This is a genomic window from Microlunatus spumicola, assembly GCF_039536445.1.
Lineage (GTDB): Bacteria > Actinomycetota > Actinomycetes > Propionibacteriales > Propionibacteriaceae > Microlunatus > Microlunatus spumicola.
Genome location: NZ_BAAAYR010000001.1, coordinates 1,723,219 through 1,744,008 on the forward strand (window position 1 = coordinate 1,723,219; position 20,790 = coordinate 1,744,008).

The 20,790-nt window shown below is 71.5% G+C and carries 15 protein-coding genes; 8 read left to right on the top strand and 7 right to left on the bottom strand.

The annotated features are described in order from the left end of the window. Positions 1–79: 79 nt before the first annotated feature. The 6 genes from ABD665_RS07915 to rpsA form a co-directional block, all read right to left on the bottom strand. Entirely contained in the window at positions 80–1,090 is a 1,011-nt protein-coding gene (locus ABD665_RS07915) for a TerC/Alx family metal homeostasis membrane protein (RefSeq protein WP_204911464.1), read from the bottom strand. A 223-nt stretch (positions 1,091–1,313) separates the two neighbouring features. Continuing rightward, positions 1,314–3,419, bottom strand: a complete 2,106-nt coding sequence (gene uvrB / locus ABD665_RS07920) for an excinuclease ABC subunit UvrB (protein ID WP_204911463.1) — start codon at positions 3,417–3,419, stop codon at positions 1,314–1,316. 224 nt (positions 3,420–3,643) lie between these two features. Then, positions 3,644–4,618, bottom strand: a complete 975-nt coding sequence (locus ABD665_RS07925; RefSeq protein ID WP_204911462.1) for a hypothetical protein — start codon at positions 4,616–4,618, stop codon at positions 3,644–3,646. Further along, positions 4,615–5,898, bottom strand: a complete 1,284-nt coding sequence (locus ABD665_RS07930) for a zinc-ribbon domain-containing protein (RefSeq protein WP_204911461.1) — start codon at positions 5,896–5,898, stop codon at positions 4,615–4,617. The genes ABD665_RS07925 and ABD665_RS07930 overlap by 4 nt, the downstream gene beginning before the upstream one ends. A 94-nt stretch (positions 5,899–5,992) precedes the next feature. Beyond that, positions 5,993–6,604: a dephospho-CoA kinase gene (coaE, locus tag ABD665_RS07935; RefSeq protein WP_204911460.1), complete on the bottom strand. Its 612-nt coding sequence runs from the start codon at positions 6,602–6,604 to the stop codon at positions 5,993–5,995. A 468-nt stretch (positions 6,605–7,072) separates the two neighbouring features. Beyond that, positions 7,073–8,563, bottom strand: coding sequence for a 30S ribosomal protein S1 (rpsA, locus tag ABD665_RS07940; RefSeq protein WP_204911459.1), 1,491 nt, complete (start codon positions 8,561–8,563; stop codon positions 7,073–7,075). A 266-nt stretch (positions 8,564–8,829) separates the two neighbouring features. Between rpsA and ABD665_RS07945 the strand changes: the two genes are divergently transcribed. After that, a complete protein-coding gene (locus ABD665_RS07945; RefSeq protein WP_204911458.1) occupies positions 8,830–9,963 on the top strand; it encodes a glycosyl hydrolase family 8 in 1,134 nt (377 codons plus the stop codon). 103 nt (positions 9,964–10,066) lie between these two features. Beyond that, the gene (locus ABD665_RS07950) at positions 10,067–11,707 is read left to right on the top strand and encodes an MFS transporter (RefSeq protein WP_204911457.1); all 1,641 of its coding nucleotides are present in this window, start codon (positions 10,067–10,069) and stop codon (positions 11,705–11,707) included. A gap of 303 nt (positions 11,708–12,010) precedes the next feature. Here the strand turns inward: ABD665_RS07950 and polA are convergent, their stop codons facing one another. Continuing rightward, positions 12,011–14,758 carry a DNA polymerase I gene (gene polA / locus ABD665_RS07955; RefSeq protein ID WP_204911456.1) on the bottom strand — a complete coding sequence of 916 codons (2,748 nt, stop codon included), beginning with the start codon at positions 14,756–14,758 and terminating at the stop codon, positions 12,011–12,013. Between the two features lie 62 nt (positions 14,759–14,820). On the opposite strand from polA, the gene ABD665_RS07960 reads away from it, so the two are divergent. From ABD665_RS07960 to ABD665_RS07985, 6 genes are all read left to right on the top strand, one after another. Further along, the gene (locus ABD665_RS07960; RefSeq protein WP_344741730.1) at positions 14,821–15,273 is read left to right on the top strand and encodes a PaaI family thioesterase; all 453 of its coding nucleotides are present in this window, start codon (positions 14,821–14,823) and stop codon (positions 15,271–15,273) included. Positions 15,274–15,282: 9 nt separating this feature from the next. Further along, on the top strand, positions 15,283–15,759 hold the full coding sequence (locus tag ABD665_RS07965; protein WP_204911455.1) for an SRPBCC family protein: 477 nt from the start codon (positions 15,283–15,285) through the stop codon (positions 15,757–15,759). Positions 15,760–16,118: 359 nt separating this feature from the next. Continuing rightward, on the top strand, positions 16,119–17,399 hold the full coding sequence (locus ABD665_RS07970; RefSeq protein ID WP_204911454.1) for an ABC transporter substrate-binding protein: 1,281 nt from the start codon (positions 16,119–16,121) through the stop codon (positions 17,397–17,399). Positions 17,400–17,539: 140 nt separating this feature from the next. Further along, a complete protein-coding gene (locus tag ABD665_RS07975) occupies positions 17,540–18,592 on the top strand; it encodes an ABC transporter permease subunit (protein WP_204911453.1) in 1,053 nt (350 codons plus the stop codon). Between the two features lie 4 nt (positions 18,593–18,596). Beyond that, entirely contained in the window at positions 18,597–19,967 is a 1,371-nt protein-coding gene (locus ABD665_RS07980; protein ID WP_204911452.1) for an ABC transporter permease subunit, read from the top strand. Beyond that, positions 19,964–20,790 (top strand): ABC transporter ATP-binding protein (locus ABD665_RS07985; protein ID WP_344741734.1); only part of this gene is annotated, 827 nt, incomplete at its 3' end. The genes ABD665_RS07980 and ABD665_RS07985, both read left to right, overlap by 4 nt.

Sequence of the window (20,790 nt, forward strand, 5' to 3'; positions counted from 1 at the left end):
CTGTTTCCGGGCCAGGTCGCGCACCGCGCCGCCCGATCGGGCAGCACCGCGGCGAGCGGCCCGCCCGAGGGACGGCCGCTCAGGCGGCGGTGCTGGAGCCCGTCCCCGTCGGCTGCGCGTGGTCGTCGTCCCAGCGGGACTTCACCAGGCTGGCCACGGCCGTGATCGTGAGCGTGCCGATGATGACCAGCAGCGAGAGCCAGATCGGGATCTCGAGGCTGAACGGGATGCCCAGGCGCTCGTCGAGGTGGTACTCGTGCAGCGCGTGGAAGACGAGCTTCACGCCGATGAAGGCGAGGATGAAGGACAGCCCGATCGACAGGTAGACGAGCTTGCGCAGCAGGCCGCCCAGCAGGAAGTACAGCTGGCGCAGGCCCATCAGGGCGAAGACGTTGGCCGTGAAGACGAGGTACAGCTCCTGCGTGAGCCCGTAGATGGCCGGGATCGAGTCCAGGGCGAACAGCAGGTCCGTGCTGCCGAGCGCGACGATGACGATGAGCATCGGCGTGATGAGCCGCTTGCCGTCCCGCTTGACCGTCAGGTGCGGGCCGTCGAAGTCCTCGGTCGAGGGGAAGCGCCGACGGACGAAGCGGATGAGCGCGTTGTCCGGCGCCTCCTCGTCGTCGTCGTGGTTGCGGTAGTCGATGACGAGCCGCACGGCGGTGTAGAGCAGGAAGGCGCCGAAGAGGAAGAACACCCAGCTGAAGCGGTCGATCGCCGCCGCCCCGACCGCGATGAAGATCCCGCGGAACACGAGGGCGAGCACGATCCCCACCAGCAGCGCGAACTGCTGCAGCTCCCGGGGCACCTTCAGCTTCGTCATGATGATGATGAAGATGAAGAGGTTGTCGATCGACAGGCTGTACTCGGTGAGCCAGCCGGCGAAGAACTCGCCCGCGTAGCGGGGGCCGGAGACCCCCCACACGCCGAGGCCGAAGACGACGGCGAGGGCGACGAAGACGCCGATCGCCGTGCCGGCCTCCTTCATGGACGGCTCGTGCGGCCGCCGTCCGATGACGAAGATGTCGAAGCCGAGGATCGCCACCATGATCGCGATGGTGGCGGCCCAGGCGTAACCGTGGACGTCCATGCAGGAAGACCTTCCGAGACGGGGGTTCGAGGAACGCAAGAGTCTCGGAGGTCTCTTCCGTCAGCCACGCTGACCGAGGGCACCGGGTGCGGCAGACCCTACGGTCCGGCGCTCCGTGCTGACGATGCCCACGCAGGGGAGTACTCCCCTCCAGCGGCCCAGTATGGCAGCCGGTGGAGGGGCCCGTCGAACGCTGCACGGCCCGGGCGCGGGCCGGCCGGGATCAGCGGTTGGCCTCGACCATCTGCCGCAGCTCCTTCTTGAGCTCGGACACCTCGTCGCGGATCCGGGCGGCGGCCTCGAACTGCAGGTCGGCCGCGGCCACGTGCATCTGCTCGGTGAGCTGCTGCACGAGGTCCGCCAGCTCCCCCGCGGGCAGCCCGGCGAGCTTGCGCGCCTGCGCCGCGGACTCCATGCCGAGGCTCGGCACGGGCGACTTGCCCTTGCCCCGCTGCCGGCCGGCGCCGGACCCCGACAGCAGCGAGTCGGTGTCCGCGTCCTCCCGGGCGAGCATCTCGGTGATGTCGGCGATCTTCTTCTGCAGCGGCTGCGGGTCGATCCCGTGCTCGAGGTTGTACGCCACCTGGATCTCGCGGCGGCGGTTGGTCTCGTCGATGGCGGCCGCCATCGAGTCGGTGATCGAGTCGGCGTACATGTGCACCTCGCCCGACACGTTGCGGGCGGCGCGGCCGATGGTCTGGATCAGGCTCTTCGCGCTGCGGAGGAAGCCCTCCTTGTCGGCGTCGAGGATCGACACCAGCGACACCTCGGGCAGGTCGAGGCCCTCGCGCAGCAGGTTGATGCCGACCAGGACGTCGTACTCCCCCATCCGCAGCTCGCGCAGCAGGGCGATGCGCTGCAGCGTGTCGACCTCGGAGTGCAGGTAGCGGGTGCGGACCTTGTTCTCGAGCAGGTAGTCGGTCAGGTCCTCCGACATCTTCTTGGTCAGCGTCGTCACGAGCACGCGCTCGCCGCGCTCGGCCCGGATCCGGATCTCGGCGATCAGGTCGTCGATCTGGCCCGAGGTCGGCTTGACCACGACCTGCGGGTCGACCAGTCCGGTCGGGCGGATGATCTGCTCGACGAAGCCGTCGCCCTTGGCCAGCTCGTAGTCGCCGGGCGTGGCCGACAGGTAGACCGTCTGGCCGATGCGCTCGGCGAACTCCTCGAAGCGCAGCGGCCGGTTGTCCATCGCGCTCGGCAGCCGGAAGCCGTGGTCGACGAGCGTTCGCTTGCGCGACATGTCGCCCTCGTACATCCCGCCGATCTGCGGAATGGTCACGTGCGACTCGTCGACGACGAGCAGGAAGTCCTCGGGGAAGTAGTCGAGCAGCGTGTTCGGGGGCGTCCCCGGGCCGCGGCCGTCCATGTGGCGCGAGTAGTTCTCGATGCCGGAGCAGCTGCCGATCTGGCGCATCATCTCGATGTCGTAGCTGGTGCGCATCCGCAGCCGCTGCGACTCGAGCAGCTTGTGCTGGGCGTCGAGCTGGCCCAGCCGCTCCCCCAGCTCGGCCTCGATGTCGCGGATCGACCGCTCCATGCGCTCCGGGCCGGCGATGTAGTGGCTGGCCGGGAAGATGTAGACCTCCTGGTCCTCCGTCACCACCTCGCCCGTGACCGGGTGCAGCGTCGAGAGCCGCTCGATCTCGTCGCCGAAGAACTCGACGCGCACGGCCAGCTCCTCGTACATGGGGAACACCTCGAGGGTGTCGCCGCGCACGCGGAAGGTGCCCCGGGTCCCGGCCAGGTCGTTCCGGGCGTACTGGATGCTCACGAGCCGCCGCAGCATGGCGTCCCGGTCGACCTCCTGGCCGACCTTGAGACGGACCATCCGGTCGACGTACTCCTGCGGGGTCCCCAGGCCGTAGATCGCCGACACGGTCGCGACGACGATCACGTCGCGCCGGGTCAGCAGCGAGTTGGTCGCCGAGTGCCGGAGCCGTTCGACCTCCTCGTTCAGCGACGAGTCCTTCTCGATGTAGGTGTCGCTCTGCGGGATGTACGCCTCGGGCTGGTAGTAGTCGTAGTACGAGACGAAGTACTCGACGGCGTTGTGCGGGAAGAACTGCCGCAGCTCGTTCGCGAACTGCGCGGCCAGCGTCTTGTTGGGCTGCATCACCAGCACCGGACGCTGCACGCGCTCGGTCAGCCAGCCGACCGTCGCCGTCTTGCCGGTCCCGGTCGCGCCGAGCAGCACGACGTCCTGCTCGCCGGCCTTGATGCGGCGCTCGAGGTCGGCGATGGCGGTCGGCTGGTCCCCTCCGGGCTCGAAGCCCGCCTCCATCTTGAACGGGGCGACCGTGCGCTGCAGGTCGGTGATCGGACGCATACGACGAGCGTACGCAGCCCCACCGACAGTTCTCTCCTCCGAGCGAGCGCTTGCGCGAGCGAGCCCCTCCGAGCGTCGGCAAGGGCGGAGCCGGGGTCCTGCCTGGACGACTGAGCGAGCAAGGCCCCGTCAGCCAGAACTCGACGAACGCCGGGGACCAGGGCCTTGCGAGCGCGGGAGGAAGGCGGGAGCTGGAGGCGCAGCCCGGGCGCGAGGAGGACCAGTCAACCCGCCGCCTGCGTCTTCAGCATGCTGTTCGTCATCGACGTGAAGTCCTTCTGCAGCTGGTCCTGGTCGGCCGACCTGGTGAAGGCGACCGTGCCGACGACGGTGACGCCGTCGGAGGTGCGGACGGACACCACGCTGACGAGCAGCAGGTCGGTCGAGCCCTGGCCGCCGCTGGCCGTGACCTGGGCGGCGCAGGTCGCCGCCCGGAGGTTCTCGCTGCCCACGTCCGCGGTCTTGGGCTCCGCGAACTTGCCGCCGCCCTCGCCGTCCGCGAGCTGCTTGTGCCACGCGGTGCACACCTGGCCCGGGTTGGAACCGGCGTCGAGCTCGGTCGTCTGGCCGACGTAGACGTTCTTGCCGTCGCTCAGCTGGGCGAGGGAACCCGTCTCCTTCTTCACGTCCCAGCCGTCGGCCGGGACGATGCTGACGTCGTGGCCGATGTCGACGGCCGAGCCGCTGCCGCCGCCGCCCGGGGTGGCGCCGCCCGACGGTTCCGCGGACGGGGAGGAGCTCGGGTCGGACGACGGCTCGTCGGTGGGCGGAGCCTGCGGGGTCGGCGTGATCGTCGTGGCCGGGACGTCCTTGGTGCCGCCGCTCAGGCCGATGACGATGCCGCCGATGGCGACGAGGGCCACCACGGCGGCCACGACGATGCCGACGATCAGCAGGCCGCTCCGCTTCTTCGGCGGACCGCCCGCCGGCCCGGAGGGCTGGTAGCCCTGCGGCGGGTAGCCCGGCTGCTGCGGGTAGCCCTGGGGCGCGTAGCCGGGCTGCTGTCCGTACGACTGCTGCGGGTACCCCTGCGGGGCGCCCTGCTGCGGGTACCCCTGCGGGCCCTGCTGCGGGTAGCCCTGCTGACCCGGCTGCTGCGGGTAGCCCTGCGGGCTCCCCTGCTGCGGGTAGCCCTGGCGGCCCTGCTGCGGGTAGGACGGCTGGCCCTGGCCGGGACGCGGCCCCTGCGGCTCGCTCATGCCTGCTCCTCCCCGTCGTGGCCGGTTCGGCCCGGGTCGTCCGTCGCGGTGGCGCCACCCGCCGGCCTCGGCAGGGCGACGGTCTCCTCGCCGGCCCGCGGTGCGGCGGCGGCACCCGCGCCGCTCGGGACCTTCGGGCGGTGGACGTTCGTCGTCGCGGCCACGGCGGTCCCGCAGGCGGCGCAGAAGGCGGCGCCCGGCTGCAGCGGCATCTCGCACCGGGTGCAGAAGGCGAGCTCGCCCTCCGGACCCACCCCGGCCGTACGGGCGGCGTGCTCGAGAGCGGCCTCCATCAGGCCGGTGTGCAGCACCACCCGGAGGCGGAGGACGAGGATCGCGAGGACCAGCAGGCCCCACAGGATGCTGAGCAGCACCCCGAGCGTCGCGCTGCCGAGGAACGAGAAGAGGTAGGTGCCGGCCTGGTAGGCCACGTTGGCCGCGACCGCCAGCACGACCGCGCGGAGGTAGCGCGGGGTGAAGCCGTCGTAGCCGCGCCCCAGCCCGGAGAACTCCGCGCACGCCAGGCCCGTCGCCGTACCCATGAGCAGCGGCTTGACGAAGCCCTCGAGGAAGATCAGCGACACCCAGAGGCCGGGGTCGGCGTCCTGCAGCCCGCCGGTCAGCAGCGCCCAGTGGCGGACGAGGGTGTCGAAGGTGGCGTACGCGACGCCGCTGATGACGCCGAAGGTCAGGCCGTCCATCAGGTCGTCGAACTGCGGCCGCCGGGCGAGCAGGACCGGCCCGAGCTGGCGGATCGCCTCCCCCACCACGGGCACGAGGACGGCGACCAGGAGGAACGTGCCCAGCGCGGGCGCCGCGGAGCCGGAACCGTCGAAGGACGGCGTCGCGAAGGAGACCGGGCCGCGCAGGAGCGTCCAGACGACCGTCCAGACGAGCGCGAGCACCCCCGTCAGGGCGAACGCCAGCCCGGTGACCGGGAGCGGCTCGTCCTCCCAGAGGTTCACGTCGTACATGTAGACGACGTAGACGATCGGGACGGCGAAGGCGGCGACGAGCACCGCGATCGGCATCGCGCCGAAGATGGCGGCGACCAGGGCTACGACCAGCGCGATCGTGAGCGCGATCCGGTAGGTCTGGGGCCGCTGCCCCGCACCCAGCGGCATGATCGAGGAGACGAGGGCGAAGGAGGCGACGGGTTCGTCGGGCTTCGCCGCGAAGGAGCGTCGCCGGGCCCAGTCGCCGGTGCGTCGGTCGGCACCGCACTCCGGGCAGAAGTGCGCGGTCCCAGGGATCTGCGCGTGGCAGCGCGGACATTCCATCAAGGTCCTCCTCGGCCTGGCCCGCCCCGGGGCCTCGGCGTGCCGCCGGTCACCGTCGGGACCGGCTCGGCAGGGAGTATGGCAGCCCGCGGAGTCAGGACGGGCTGATTCGCGCCCAGAGCTCGTCGACGTGTCGTACGAGGTCGTCGCGGTCGCCGTCGTTGTCCACGACCAGGTCGGCCGCGGCCAGCCGCTCGGCGCGCGACGCCTGGGCCGCGATCCGCGCGTCGGCCTCCCGCTCGTCCAGCCCGCCGCGGGCCAGCAGCCGGGCGCGCTGCACCGCCTCGTCCACGTCGACCACGACGACGAGGTCGAACGTGCCGGCCTGCCCCGTCTCGACGAGCAGCGGGATGACGTGCACGACCACCTGCCCGGGGTCGGCGGCCGCCTCGAGCTCGGCCGCACGCGCCCGGACGGAGGGGTGCACGACGGCCTCGAGGTCCCGCCGGGCCGCGCCCGAGGCGTCGTCGGAGAACACGAGCCGACCCAGCGCCGCACGGTCCAGCCGCCCGTCGGGCGTGAGCACGCCAGGACCGAAGCGGTCGACGACGGCCGCGAGGCCGGGCGTGCCGGGCTCGACCACCTCGCGGGCGAGGACGTCGGCGTCGACGACGAGCGCCCCCCGCTCCGCCAGGAGGGTGGCGACCGTGCTCTTGCCCGAGGCGATGCCGCCGGTGAGGCCGACCCGTCGTCCGCGTCCCGTCACGGCGTCAGCCTAGGAGGCGGCGGATCGGTGCCGGCCCGCCTCCGCACCGGGGAACGGAGCGGGCCCTCCCACCGAGGAGGTGGGAGGGCCCGTGCCCGCCGCGTCGACGGTGGCCGGGGGTAGCCCGCCGGCGCGGCTCGCAGGGGTCGCTCAGGTGGTCAGGACCTGGGACCTCGACGGCATGACCGGCCCGGACGTCAGGGCCACGGCAGCGGAGGGTGCGGCGGGAGAGGTGGTGCGAGAGAGCATCGTTGCTCCTTCAGGGGGCTGCGGGCAGCCGGACGGGTACGCCGCGATCTCCCCCGAGAGCGCTCAGCACGCACGATCGACCGGGGTTCGGAGCCCCTCGGCCGACGGATTGGTCGCTCGTCCGCAGCGCTGTGCGCGGGCCCACGACGTCCCGGAACAGCAGCAGGCCCCGCTCCGAACGAGTCGGAGCGGGGCCTGCTGGCGGGTCTACCCGGTGGGTCAGGCGCCCCCGGTCAGCTTCTCGCGCAGGGCCTGCAGCGCCTCGTCAGAGGCGAGCGAACCCTCCGGCGCCGCCGGCGCCGACGGCGTGGAGCTGCTGCCGTCGCCCGCGGCCGGAGCCGTGGTCGACGACGAGGAGTAGGTGGACGGGGCCGCAGCGGCGCTGGCGCCCTGCTCTGCCTCCTCGACCTGCTTCTTGTGAGCCTCGAAGCGCGCCTGCGCCTCGGCGTACTGGGCCTCCCAGGCCGCACGCTGCTCGTCGTAGCCCTCGAGCCACTCGCCCGTCTCCGGGTCGAAGCCCTCCGGGTACAGGTAGTTGCCCTGCTCGTCGTACGAGGCCGTCATGCCGTAGAGCGTCGGGTCGAACTCGTCCGACGTGATGTCGACACCCTCGTTGGCCTGCTTGAGCGACAGCGAGATCCGGCGACGCTCGAGGTCGATGTCGATGATCTTGACGAGCACGCTGTCGTTGACCTGCACGACCTGCTCGGGGATCTCGACGTGACGCTCGGCGAGCTCGGACACGTGTACCAGGCCCTCGATGCCCTCCTCGACGCGGACGAACGCACCGAAGGGCACCAGCTTGGTGACCTTGCCCGGCACGATCTGCCCGATCTGGTGGGTGCGGGCGAAGGCCTGCCACGGGTCTTCCTTGGTCGCCTTCAGCGACAGGGAGACACGCTCGCGGTCCATGTCGACGTCGAGGACCTCGACGGTGACCTCCTGGCCCACCTCGACGACCTCGGACGGGTGGTCGATGTGCTTCCAGGACAGCTCCGAGACGTGCACGAGGCCGTCGACGCCACCCAGGTCCACGAAGGCACCGAAGTTGACGATCGAGGACACGACACCCTTGCGGATCTGGCCCTTCTGCAGCTGCGTGAGGAAGTTCTGGCGAACCTCGGACTGCGTCTGCTCGAGCCACGCACGGCGGGACAGGACCACGTTGTTGCGGTTCTTGTCCAGCTCGATGATCTTGGCCTCGAGCTCCATGCCGACGTACGGCTGCAGGTCGCGGACGCGGCGCATCTCGACCAGCGACGCGGGCAGGAAGCCGCGGAGGCCGATGTCGATGATGAGGCCACCCTTGACGACCTCGATGACGGAGCCGGTGACGACGCCGTCCTCTTCCTTGATCTTCTCGATCGTGCCCCAGGCGCGCTCGTACTGAGCCCGCTTCTTGGACAGGATCAGACGACCCTCCTTGTCCTCCTTCTGCTGGACGAGGGCCTCGATCTCGTCGCCGACGCTGACCACGTCGAACGGGTCCACGTCGTGCTTGATGGAGAGCTCTTTGGAGGGGATGACCCCTTCGGTCTTGTAACCGATGTCGAGGAGGACCTCGTCACGGTCGACCTTGACGACGATGCCGCTGACGATGTCACCGTCGTTGAAGTACTTGATGGTCGCGTCGATGGCGGCGAGGAAGGCCTCGTCCGACTCGAAGTCGTTGATCGCGACCTGGGGAGGAGCCTCGAGAGAGGACGTCATGTAGTAGGTGCTCCGGATGGTGGAAGAGGGATGTTCTGGTGCGCTGGGGCCCGCTCCGTACTGCAGAACGAAGCCTGATCAGCGCTGTGGGAACAACGCCGGACGACCACCATCTGATTCCGTACGAGCGCGACCTGCTCCGTCCGAGGTAACGCAGGCCACAGCGACACACCAAACTACCTGGGCGCGCCGAGGCGGGTCAATCCCGCCCGGTCGTGAGACGCGCGGGGTGTAACGCCGGCGGGCCCGCGACCGATGGTGACGGTGTGGGCACCCGGCGCAGGAACGCGTCCCGGCGCGCCCGGCGCCTGCGCGCGCCGGTCGGGCTGGTCGCCCTCCTGCTGGCCGCGTCCTCCCTCGCCGGCTGCGGGACGGGCGGGTCGTCCGCCACGTCGCTCCCCTCCGACCTGGCCGGGCCCGCGACCGCGTTCCTGAGCGCGTACGTCGACCCCGACGGCCGGGTCGTCCGGCGGGACCAGGCCGGCGACACGGTCAGCGAGGGGCAGGCGTACGCGATGCTCGTGGCCGTCGGTTCCGGGGACCGCGCCACCTTCGGCCGCGTCTGGGGCTGGACGAAGCAGCACCTGCAGCGCCCCGACGGAACGCTCAGCTGGCGCTGGGCCGACGGGGCGGTGGTCGACCCGGCCTCGGCCGCCGACGCCGACCTGGACGCCGCACGGGCCCTCGTGCTCGCCGGGAAGACGTTCGGCGATCTGGACCTGCTCGCCGACGGCCTCCGCGTCGGCCAGGGGGTCCTGGACGTGGAGACCGTCGAGACGTCGGCCGGCCGCGTGCTCACCGCCGGCAGCTGGGCCGGCACCGAGCCCTGGGCCGTCAACCCCAGCTACGTGTCGCCGGTGGCGTACGCCCTCCTCGGCGAGGCCTCGGGCGACCCGCGCTGGAACGACCTCGCGGTCGGCGACCGGGCCGCCAGCACCCGGCTGCTCACCTCGGTCGCCCTGCCGCCGGACTGGGCCCAGGTGCACGCCGACGGCCGGGTCGAGCCGGTTCCGGGAGCCGCGGGGCGCGGCGGGCAGGGCGTCCGCTACGGCTACGACGCCACCCGTCTGCCGCTGCGGTTCGCCGAGTCCTGCGCGCCGGAGGACCGGGCGCTCGCCGCCCGGCTCGTGACGCCCCTCGAGCAGAGCCCCGGCTCCGCCGCCGAGCGCGACCTGGGCGGGCGGCCGCTCACGGCCGACCGCTCGGTCGTGGGCCTGGCCGGCGAGGCCGCCGCGCTCGCCGCGTCGGGCGACGCCGCCCAGGCGCGGGACCGGCTGGCCCAGGCGGCGACGCTGCAGCAGGAGCACCCGACCTACTTCGGCGGCGCGTGGGCCGCCCTCGGGCCGGCCTTCCTCACCAGCACCGTGCTCGGCGGGTGCGCCCCGCTCTCCCCCGCCTGACGTCCGCCGGCCGCACGAGGTGTGGACCTGGCTCCATCCCGCCGACGGGTCCCGGGGTGCGACCATCCAGACCGACGGGACCCGCCCGTCGGGCGAGGAGGACGTGACCGTCGTCCCTGCCGCGCCGGCCGCCACGGGGTCGTCGGCCCGGCTGGTCTGGGCCGACCGCGACCTGCGCCGGCTGAACCTGTCGCTCCTCGGTTCCACCGTCGGCGACGGCGCCTACGCCACCGCCCTCGCCGTGTACGCGTTCGCGTGGGGCGGGGCCGGCGCCCTGGGCGCGTACGTGGCGGCGAAGCTGGCCCTCAAGGCCCTGGCCCTGCCGTTCCTCGTGGCGGCGGTCGACCGCTTCCCCCGGACGACGGTGCTGGTGGCCCTCGACCTGGCCCGTGCGGCCCTGGTCGCCGTCGTGGCGCTGCTCGTCCTGGTCGACGCCCCGCCGCTGCCGGTCCTGGTGACCGCGGGGGTCGTCGGGCTGGTGGGTGCCCCGTACCGGGCCGTCTCGGCGGCGCTGACCCCCTCCCTCGTCTCCTCGCCCCGGGCGTTGACCGCGGCGAACGGGGTCGGCTCCACGGTGGAGAGCGTGGCCGTGCTCGCGGGCCCGGCGCTCGGCGGGCTGCTCCTCGCGGTGACGAGCGTGCCCGTCGTGGTCGCGCTCGACGTCCTCACCTTCGTCTGGTCGGCCGTGCTGGTCCTCGGCGTCCGCCGCACCGGCCGGCTCCCGGCCGCGAGCTCCCCGCCCCCACGTCGCCCCGGCGGGGCGTGGAGCGGCTTCGGCACCCTCTGGTCCGACCCACGGCTGCGGCTGGTCGCGGGCCTGGCCTGCCTGCAGACGGTCGTCGCCGGCGCCTGCGCGGTGTTCACGGTGGTGGTGGCGCTGCAGCTGGTCGACCTCGGCCCACCCGGCGTCGGCTACCTCACCGCCCTCGTCGGGGCGGGTGCCGTCGCCGGGGGTCTGGTGGCGCTCGGCCGGGCCGGCCGCGGCTCGCTCGCCACGGACTTCGGCGCGGGGGTGCTCCTGTCGACGGTCCCGCCCCTCGTCGTCGGCCTGGTCCCCGACCCCGTGGTCGCCGTCCTCGCCTTCTTCGTCCTCGGCCTGGGCAACCCGCTCGTCGACGTGAACCTGCTGACGATGGTCCAGCGGACGGTCCCCGCGCAGGCGCTCGGGCTCGTGTTCGGCGCCCTGCAGAGCGCGACGCGCGGCGCGATCGCCGTGGGCGCGCTGCTCGTGCCGCTGCTCGTCGGCGCGCTCGGCCCGGGCTGGGGGCTCGTCGCCCTGGTGCTGCCCGTCGCTGCGGCGACGCTGGCCTGCTGGCCGGCGCTCCGCCGGCTGGACCGCACCCTCGCGCCGCCGGCGCTCCTCGGCCTGGTCCGGGACCAGGCGCTGCTCGCCGGCCTGCCGCCCGCGGCGCAGGAGCTCGTCGCCACCCGGCTGCACCGGCTCGACGTCCCGGCGGGAACCCACGTGATCGAGGCCGGCCAGGAGGGCGACACCTTCTACCTGATCGCCTCCGGCCGCCTCGACGCCGTGCGCGACAGCGTCCGCCTGAGCACGATGCGGGCCGGCGACTGCTTCGGCGAGATCGCGCTGCTCCGCGACGTCCCGCGCACCGCGACCGTGGTCGCCGTCGACGACGCGGTCCTCTACGCCCTCGACCGCCCCGACTTCCTCCAGGCCGTCGGCGCCGACCCCGAGACCACCGCCCGCGCCGACCTGCTCGTCCGCACCCGCATCGACCGCTGACTCACGGAGCTATGGCGATCAGCGTTCGCCGTCGTGACCTGGGACCGCGGTCGTGAAGCACGCCGGACTCAACCGCCCTCGGGGCCGCGCTTCACGGGCGCGGTCCCAGGTCACGACGTCAGGCGAACGCCGCCAGAGCGACAGAGGAACCAGCCGGCGGAGCTATGGCGATCAGCGTTCGCCGTCGTGACCTGGGACCGCGGTCGTGAAGCACGCCGGACTCAACCACCCGCCGAGGCCGCGCTTCACGGGCGCGGTCCCAGGTCACGACGTCAGGCGAACGCCGCCAGAGCGACAGAAGGTTCAGTGCGCGGCGTCGTGCCAGCTCCGGCCGACGCCGACGGAGACGTCGAGCGGGACGCTCAGCTCCACCGCGTGGCCCATCTTGGTCCGGACCAGCTTCTCGAGCGCCTCGCGCTCCCCCGTCCCGACCTCGAACACGAGCTCGTCGTGGACCTGGAGGAGCATCCGGCTCTGCATGCCCGCGGCGTCGAGGGCCTGCTCGACGTCCAGCATCGCGACCTTGATGATGTCCGCGGCGGAGCCCTGGATCGGGGCGTTGAGCGCCATCCGCTCGGCCATCTCGCGCCGCTGCCGGTTGTCGCTCATGAGGTCGGGCAGGTAGCGGCGCCGGCCGAGGATCGTCTCGGTGTACTCGGTGCGGCGGGCGTCGGCGACGAGCCCGTGCAGGTAGGTCCGCACGTCACCGAACCGCTCGAAGTACTCGTCCATCAGCGCCTTGGCCTCGGACGTCTCGATGTGCAGCTGCTGGCTGAGGCCGAAGGCGCTCAGCCCGTACGCGAGGCCGTAGTTCATCGCCTTGATCCGCGCACGCTCGGCGCCCGTCACCGCGTCCGGCTCGACGCCGAAGACCCGCGAGGCCGTCACGGTGTGGAAGTCCATGCCGGAGTTGAAGGCCTCGATGAGGGCCTGGTCGTCGCTGACGTGCGCCATGATCCGCATCTCGATCTGGCTGTAGTCGGCCGACATCAGCGACGCGTAGCCGGGCCCGACGACGAACGCCTCGCGGATCCGGCGGCCCTCCTCGGTGCGGATCGGGATGTTCTGCAGGTTGGGGTCGGTGCTCGACAGCCGCCCGGTCGCCGCGATCGTCTGCACGTACGTGGTGTGGATCCGCCCGTCGTCGGCGACGGACTTGAGCAGGCCGTCGACGGTCTGGCGCAGCCGGATGGCGTCGCGGTGGACGAGCAGGTGGGCCAGGAACGGGTGCTCGGTCTTGTCGTAGAGGGCCTGCAGCGCCTCCGCGTCGGTGGTGTAGCCGGACTTCGTCCGCCGGGTCTTGGGCATCCCCAGCTCGTCGAACAGCACGACCTGCAGCTGCTTGGGCGAGCCGAGGTTGATCTGCTTGCCGAGCACCTCGTACGCCTGCGCGGCGGCCGTGCTGACCGTGGTGTCGAACTGCGACTCGAGCGTCTGGAGGTGGTCGACGTCGACCGCGATGCCGGTGCGCTCCATCCGCGCCAGGGTGCGCAGCAGCGGCAGCTCGACGCCGTAGAGCAGGCTCGTGCCGTTGCGCTCCTCGATCTGGGTGTCGAGCGCGTCGGCCAGGTCGATGACGGCCCGCGCCCGGACCATCGACGCGTCGGCGGCGACCTTGGCGCCCGAGTCGTCGTCGCCGAAGTCGAGGGCCAGCTGGTCGGGGTCGGTGACCTCCTCCTCGCCCTCGACCCGCAGCTCGCGCTTGAGGTAGCGGACGGTCAGGTCGGCCAGGTCGAACGTGCGCTGGTCGGGGCGCACGAGGTAGGCGGCCAGCTGGGTGTCCGAGGTCAGCCCGGCCAGCTCCCAGCCCCGGGCCCACAGCGCGAGCAGCGGGCCCTTGGCGTCGTGCATCGCCTTCGGCCGCTCGGCGTCGGCGAGCCAGCGGGCGAGCACCTGCTCGTCCTCGGGCAGCAGCTCGGTGACGTCGACGTAGGCCGCCGCACCGTCGGCCGCGGCCAGCGCCAGGGCACGCACGTCCCCGCTGCCCGAGGCCCAGTGCCCGATCACGTCGAGCCCGGTGCGCCCGTCGCCGGTGTGCTCGGCCAGCCACGGCCCGAGCTGCGACCCCTCGAGCCGCTCGCCCACCATGTCGAACCCGCCCTCGGCGACCATCTCGTCGGAGTTGGGCAGCGCCTCGAGCAGCCGGTCGCGCAGCACCCGGAACTCGAGCCCGTCGAAGAGCGTGTGGGTGGCCTCGCGGTTCCACGGCTGCCGCTCGAGCTGGTCGATGCCGACCGAGAGGTCGAGGTCGCGCACGAGCGCGTTGACCTGGCGGTTGCGCAGGACCATCTCGGTGCGCTCCTGGAAGGCGAGCGCCGCCTTGCCCTTGAGCTCGCCGGCGTGCTCGACGAGGGTCTCGAGGTCGCCGTACTGCTCCAGCCACTTGGCCGCGGTCTTGGGGCCGACGCCGGGGATGCCGGGCAGGTTGTCGCTCGTCTCCCCCACCAGCGCGGCCAGGTCGGGGTAGCGCTCCGGGGTCATGAGGTAGCGCTCCTCCACCGCCTCGGGCGTCATCCGGGCCAGGTCCGAGACGCCCTTGCGGGGGTAGAGGACGGTGACCGCCTCGCTGACCAGCTGGAACGCGTCCCGGTCGCCGGTGCAGATCAGCACGTCCCAGCCCGCGTCGCGCGCCTGGGTGGTCAGCGTCCCGATGACGTCGTCGGCCTCGAAGCCCGGCGCCTCGACGTAGACGATGTTGAGGGCCTTGAGGACCTCCTTGACGAGGTCGACCTGCCCCTTGAACTCGCTCGGGCTCTCCGACCGCGTCGCCTTGTACTCGCTGTAGATCTCGTTGCGGAAGGTCTTGCGGCTGACGTCGAAGGCCACGCCCACGTGCGTGGGGGCCTCGTCGCGCAGGACGTTGATCAGCATCGAGGTGAAGCCGAAGACGCCGTTGGTGTGCTGCCCGGTCGCGGTCGAGAAGTTCTCCACGGGCAGGGCGAAGAAGGCCCGGTAGGCCACCGAGTGCCCGTCGATCAGCAGGAGCTTGGGCCGCGCCGGGGCTGCTGCCGCCCCCTTGGCGCCGGGCTTCGTCTTGGTCGCGGTCGGCACGTCGTGACTCTATCCGTGGCCACGGACAGGACCGGGCGCCCGAGGATGGGAGGCTGGCGCGCGTGATCGACCAGGGACCCCCGACCAACCTGCCCGAGTGGTGGGCCACGACGTCCAGCGCGCTCGACACCAAGATGGGCCTCGAGGTGACGGAGCTGACCGCCCAGCGCACCGTCGGCTCCATGCCGGTCGAGGGCAACACGCAGCCGTACGGGCTGTGGCACGGCGGGGCGTCCGGCGTCCTGGCCGAGACGCTGGCCTCGATCGCGTCGTACGCGCACGCCCAGCCGGACGGCATGGCCGTCGGCGTCGACCTGAACGTCACCCACCACCGCCCCGCCCGCGCGGGTCGCGTGACGGGGGTGGCGACCGCCCTCCACCTCGGGCGGCGCGTGACGTCGTACGAGGTCGTCATCTCGCACGAGTCCGGCGTGCGCGTGGCCACCGCCCGCGTCACCTGCCACGTGCTGCGCCCGGGCCACGACGAGGCCCAGCACGACACCGACGCGTCCTAGCCTCACCCCGTGCCCCAGGTCGTCGCGCAGGTCTGGGTCCCCGTCCCGCCCGAGGCGGCCTTCGCGGTCAGCCAGACCACGGGTGCGGCGCGCCTGGCCTGGGACCCCTTCATCCGCGAGCAGCACCTGATCGGGGCCGAACGGCCGGGCAAGGACGTCCGCACCTTCACCCGGTCGCGGGTCGGCCCGGTCGGCGGCTTCGCCATGGTGAGCCGCTACGTCTCCTACCGACCCCCCACGTCGGTCGGCATGACCATGGAGCGCGGCCCGTGGTTCTTCGCCCGCTTCGGCGGCGGCTGGCGCTTCGACCCGGAGACCCGCGACGGCGTCGCGGGCACCACCGCGACCTGGAAGTACACGTTCACCGTCCGCCCCCGGCCGCTGCGCCCGGTCGCCGAGCCCATCGGCCGGTGGCTGCTCGGCCGGGAGATCCGCGCCCGCATCGAGGCGTTCCGCCGGGCCTGCACGGTGTCGACCGCTCCCTGAGGGCCGGTCCGACGGCTCTGGACAGTTCGGGCCCCGCGCGCAAGGATGTTGCGCCACTGCCCGCACCTCACGCAGGAAATATTGTCTGACGTCCCATAACAATCAGCCACGTCGGTCCCAAGGTCATAACGACCGGTAACGGCGTGGTCATTTTCGGTAACACGTCGGATATAACCCTGCGTAAGGCTGCGGCAGCGCACCACGTCTCCCACCGACCTCGTCGGGAGGACGACGCGTCCGGTTTCCCCCTGGTCGGCCCTCCGTACGGGCCGGCTCCACCACCGGACGGGTGGCCGTACGACGAGCACGACCCGGTCAGCGCACGGTGCGCCGGCCGACATGTACGAGGAGGAAATCTCTTGCCAGGACGTTCACTGACGCGCATCGTCGCGCTGGGCGCGATCGCCGCGCTCTCCCTGACGGCGTGCGCCAACGGTTCAGACAGCGGCACCGGCACCACCGGCGGGGACGCCCCCACCGATCTGGTCATCTCCACCGACCTGCCTCTCCAGGGCGCCAGCGCGTCCACCTCGGAGTCGACCAACAACCTGATCCAGCTCTACCTGGACCAGGTCGGCGGCAAGGCCGGCAACTACAACATCACGCTGAAGACGTACGACGACTCGACCGCCGCCAAGGGCGCGTGGGACGACGCGGCGTGCGCCAAGAACGCGACCGACCACGTGGCCAACACCAACGAGGTCGCGGTCATGGGCACGTACAACTCCGGCTGCGCCAAGATCGAGCTGCCGACGCTGAACCAGGACAGCACCGGTCCGATGCTCATGGTCAGCCACGCGAACACCAACCCGGGCCTCACCAAGACCTGGGACACCGGGGAGCCGGAGAAGTACTACCCGTCGGGCACCCGGAACTTCGCCCGCACGATCACGACGGACGACTACCAGGGCGTGGGTGCGGCGGCGTTCGCGGCCAACGACCTGAAGGTCAAGAAGGCGTACGTCCTCGACGACAACCAGACGTACGGCATCGGCGTGGCCCGTGCCTTCTCCGACAACGCCAAGAAGAACGGCATCGAGGTCGTCGGGACCGCGCACTGGGACGCCAAGCAGCCGAACTACACCGCGCTCTACCAGGCGGTCAAGGCCTCGGGTGCCGACATGGTCTACCTCGGCGGCATCTACGACAACAACGGCGGCCAGCTCGTCAAGGACAAGGTCGCGGTGCTCGGCCCGAACGACGGCCCGGTCAAGCTCCTCGGCCCGGACGGCTTCACCGGCTACCCGGACCTGCTCAAGCTCGACGAGTCGAAGGGCATGTACCTGACCTTCGCCGGTCTGACGCAGGACCAGCTGGCCAAGGCCGGCGGCACGGGCGCCAAGCTGCTCGAGGCCTACCAGGCCAAGTACAACAAGGCGCCGGACGGCTCCTACCCGCTGTACGGCGTGGCGGCGGTGCAGGTCATCCTCGACGCCATCGCGAAGTCGGACGGCACCCGCAAGAGCGTGACCGAGCAGGTGCTGGGCGGTTCCGGGATCACGATCCCGGCCGACCAGTCGGTGCTGGGCAAGGAGATCAAGATCGACCCGACCACCGGTGACACCAGTGCGAAGGACCTGACGATCGAGATCATCAAGGACGGCAAGGAGACCTTCGAGAAGTCTCAGTCCATCTCCTGATCTACCACCGCCGGGCCCGGGGACGTCTCCCGGGCCCGGCGGTTCTTCTCGTCAGCCCCCTTCTCCACCGTCATCCGCAGGGTCTTCCGACCCGGCTCACCACCGGCGCACCGCAGCGCCGCTCTCCGAAAGGTTGACCTGTGGCCACAGCGTCGCTCGTCGTCGGGGGCACCCAGAGGAAGGCCAAGGTCCGGCTCGGACCCCTGGTCGAACGCGTCCTCGGGTACGCCATCGTCGCCCTGATCCTCGTCTGGTTCGTCGCGAACATCGTCGCCGACCCCGACCGCTTCCTCGGCTCCCTGCTCGTGGGCCTGCAGAACGGCCTGCTCTACGCCCTCGTCGCCCTCGGGTACACGATGGTCTACGGCATCGTGGAGCTAATCAACTTCGCCCACGGCGACCTGTTCATGCTGACCACGATCATCGCCGCGGGCCTCATGGTGAGCCTTCTCGGCGTCACCCAGATCGGCGCCGTCAGCATCCTGGCCCTGCTCCTGGCCCTCGTCGTCTGCATGGCGGCTGGCGGCTTCATCAACATGTCGGCCGAGTTCCTGGCCTACCGCCGGCTCCGGTCCGCGCCCAAGCTGGCCCCGCTGATGACCGCGGTCGGCATCAGCTTCATCTTCCGCGGCATCGCCCAGCAGGAGTACGTCAACGGCTCGGCCCAGAAGAACTGGCCGATCCAGTGGGGCGGGCCCCAGGTCGAGGGCGTCTACGTCTACAAGCTGGTCATGGTGTTCGCCGTGACCGTGCCGCTGCTGCTCCTCATGACCTGGATCGTGTCGCGCACCAAGATGGGCAAGGCCATGCGGGCCGTCGCGCAGGACCAGGACGGCGCGCGCCTGATGGGGATCAACGTCAACGGGACGATCTCGTTCGTCTTCGGGCTCGGCGGCGCCCTGGCCGGTGCGGCCGGCGTCCTCTACTTCCTGTGCCAGACGCAGACCTACTACGACACCGGCACCCAGCTGGGCCTGATCGCGTTCACCGCGGCGGTGCTCGGCGGGATCGGGAACCTCACCGGGGCGGTCGTCGGCGGCCTCGCCATCGGGATCATCCAGGCCCTCAACGAGGGCGCGGCGTACGGGCTCGGCTCCGACTGGTCGCAGAGCGTCGTCTTCGTGATCCTGATCATCCTGATGGTCTTCAAGCCCGAGGGCATCTTCGGGCGTCCCACCACGGAGAAGGTGTAGAGCCATGGCTGCAGCAACGCACGCTCTGCGTCCCGAGGGGCCCAGCACCCTCCGCCGGTTCGCGTGGCCGATCGGCTACGTGGTCGTCATCCTCTTCCTCTTCTTCCTCTACCAGTCGATCCTGCCGAGCCTGGTGAAGCCGGTCTCGGCACCCGTCCTCGCGTGGCTGCCGGTCGCGACGATCAACGAGTGCCTCATGTGGGCGATCATGGCCCTCGGGCTGAACGTGGTGGTCGGCTACGCCGGTCTGCTCGACCTCGGCTACGTCGCCTTCTGGGCGCTCGGCGGCTACACCGCCGGGTGGCTGATGGCCTTCCCGTTCAACTGGACGTGGGACTTCCACCTGCTCTCGCCGGTGAAGTCGACCCTGCCGGGCACGCACATCAACTTCTGGCTGGTGTGCATCGCGGCGGGCGTCCTGTGCTCGATCCTCGGCCTGATCATCGGCGCCCCGACGCTGCGGCTCCGCGGCGACTACCTCGCGCTGGTGACGCTCGGCTTCGGTGAGGTGATCACCCAGTTCTTCCGGAACTCGGGCGACATCGCGGGCTTCAACCTCGCCAACGGGGACCCCGGCATCTCCCCGATCGACCCGATCGGCACCGGCCCGCTGGGGGCACTGGGCGTCGCGCCCAAGCTGCTGACCAACTCGGCGGCCGGCAACGTCTGGAAGATCCTCGTGCTCGGCCTGCTGGTCGGCATCTGCATCTTCGTCTCCCTGCGCATCCGCGAGGGGCGCCTCGGCCGGGCCTGGCTCGCGCTGCGCGAGGACGAGCTGGCCGCCAGCATGATGGGCGTCCCGCTGGTCCGGGTGAAGCTGCTCGCGTACGCGGTCGGCGCCTTCTTCGGCGGCATCGGCGGCGTGGCGAACGCCTCCGGGATCACCACCGCGGTCTCGCCGTCCGGCTTCGACTTCGGGAAGTCGGTCCTGGTGCTCCTGATGGTCGTGCTCGGCGGCATGGGCAACGTCTGGGGCGTCACCATCGGGGCGTTCCTGCTGTCCTGGCTGAACAGCAACGGGCTCAAGCAGATCGGCGTGCAGTTCGACGCGCTCGCCGGCACCAACCTCGAGGCGAGCCTGCCGCGCTACAACTACGTCATCCTCGGCCTGCTGCTCGTGCTGATGATGCTCTTCCGCCGGGAGGGCCTCATCCCCGAGAGCCGGACGAAGGCGCTCATGAAGATGCCGTCGAGGACGGAGGCCGAGTCCCTCGGCGCCGACAGCCTCGAGGCGGAGGCCGAGACCGACGCGGTCGAGCACGCCGACGCGGGCGGGGACGCCAAGATCGCCGCCTCGGCCGCGGCCATGGCCGGGTCCGGAGCAGGCGCAGGACATGCGGCGGGCAGCAGCCCGCGGCGGGAGGAGGACTCGTGAGCGAGCAGACGCCCGGGGTCCGCGAGACCCTGGCCGACGTCACCCAGCTGGGTGGCACGCCGAACAGCCCCGGCGACCCGTCCGGCGCCGCCGGCTACGGCCGTCCCGACAGCGCCGAGAGCGGCGTCGACGGCGCGGTCCGCCAGCAGCTCCCCGACACCGGGGGCGACCCGGTCGCGGAGAACGTCCTCTTCGCCGACCGCATCACGATCCGCTTCGGCGGCCTCACCGCGGTCGACAACGTGTCGTTCTCGATCCCGCCGCGGTCGGTGGTCAGCCTCATCGGCCCCAACGGCGCGGGGAAGACGACGTTCTTCAACGTGCTCACCGGCCTCTACGAGGCCACCGAGGGCGCGGTCTACCTGGACGGGAAGGACATCACCGCGGTCAAGCCGCACAAGCGCGCGGCGATGGGCCTGGCCCGGACCTTCCAGAACATCCGGCTCTTCGGCCTCATGACGGCCGAGGAGAACGTGATGGTCGCCATGCACTCCCACCTCAAGGCGGGCGTGCTGTCGACGATCATCCGGACCCCCGGGCAGCGTCGCGAGGAGCGCGAGGCCCGCGAGACCGCGCGCGAGCTGCTCGACTACGTCGGCATCGGCAAGACCGTCGGCGAGCTCGCCCGTAACCTCTCCTACGGCGACCAGCGCCGCCTGGAGATCGCGCGGGCCATGGCGCTGCAGCCCAAGGTCCTGCTGCTCGACGAGCCCACGGCCGGCATGAACCCGCAGGAGTCGGCGAACTTCAACGACTTCGTCTACCGGGTCCGTGACGAGAAGGGCATCTCGGTGCTGCTGATCGAGCACGACATGAGCGTGAT

Coding starts and splice junctions, on each gene's coding strand:
- ABD665_RS07915 (WP_204911464.1), bottom strand. CDS start 1,090: ATGGACGTCCACGGTTACGCCTGGGCCGCCACCATCGCGATCATGGTG.
- uvrB (WP_204911463.1), bottom strand. CDS start 3,419: ATGCGTCCGATCACCGACCTGCAGCGCACGGTCGCCCCGTTCAAGATG.
- ABD665_RS07925 (WP_204911462.1), bottom strand. CDS start 4,618: ATGAGCGAGCCGCAGGGGCCGCGTCCCGGCCAGGGCCAGCCGTCCTAC.
- ABD665_RS07930 (WP_204911461.1), bottom strand. CDS start 5,898: ATGGAATGTCCGCGCTGCCACGCGCAGATCCCTGGGACCGCGCACTTC.
- rpsA (WP_204911459.1), bottom strand. CDS start 8,563: ATGACGTCCTCTCTCGAGGCTCCTCCCCAGGTCGCGATCAACGACTTC.
- ABD665_RS07980 (WP_204911452.1), top strand. CDS start 18,597: ATGGCTGCAGCAACGCACGCTCTGCGTCCCGAGGGGCCCAGCACCCTC.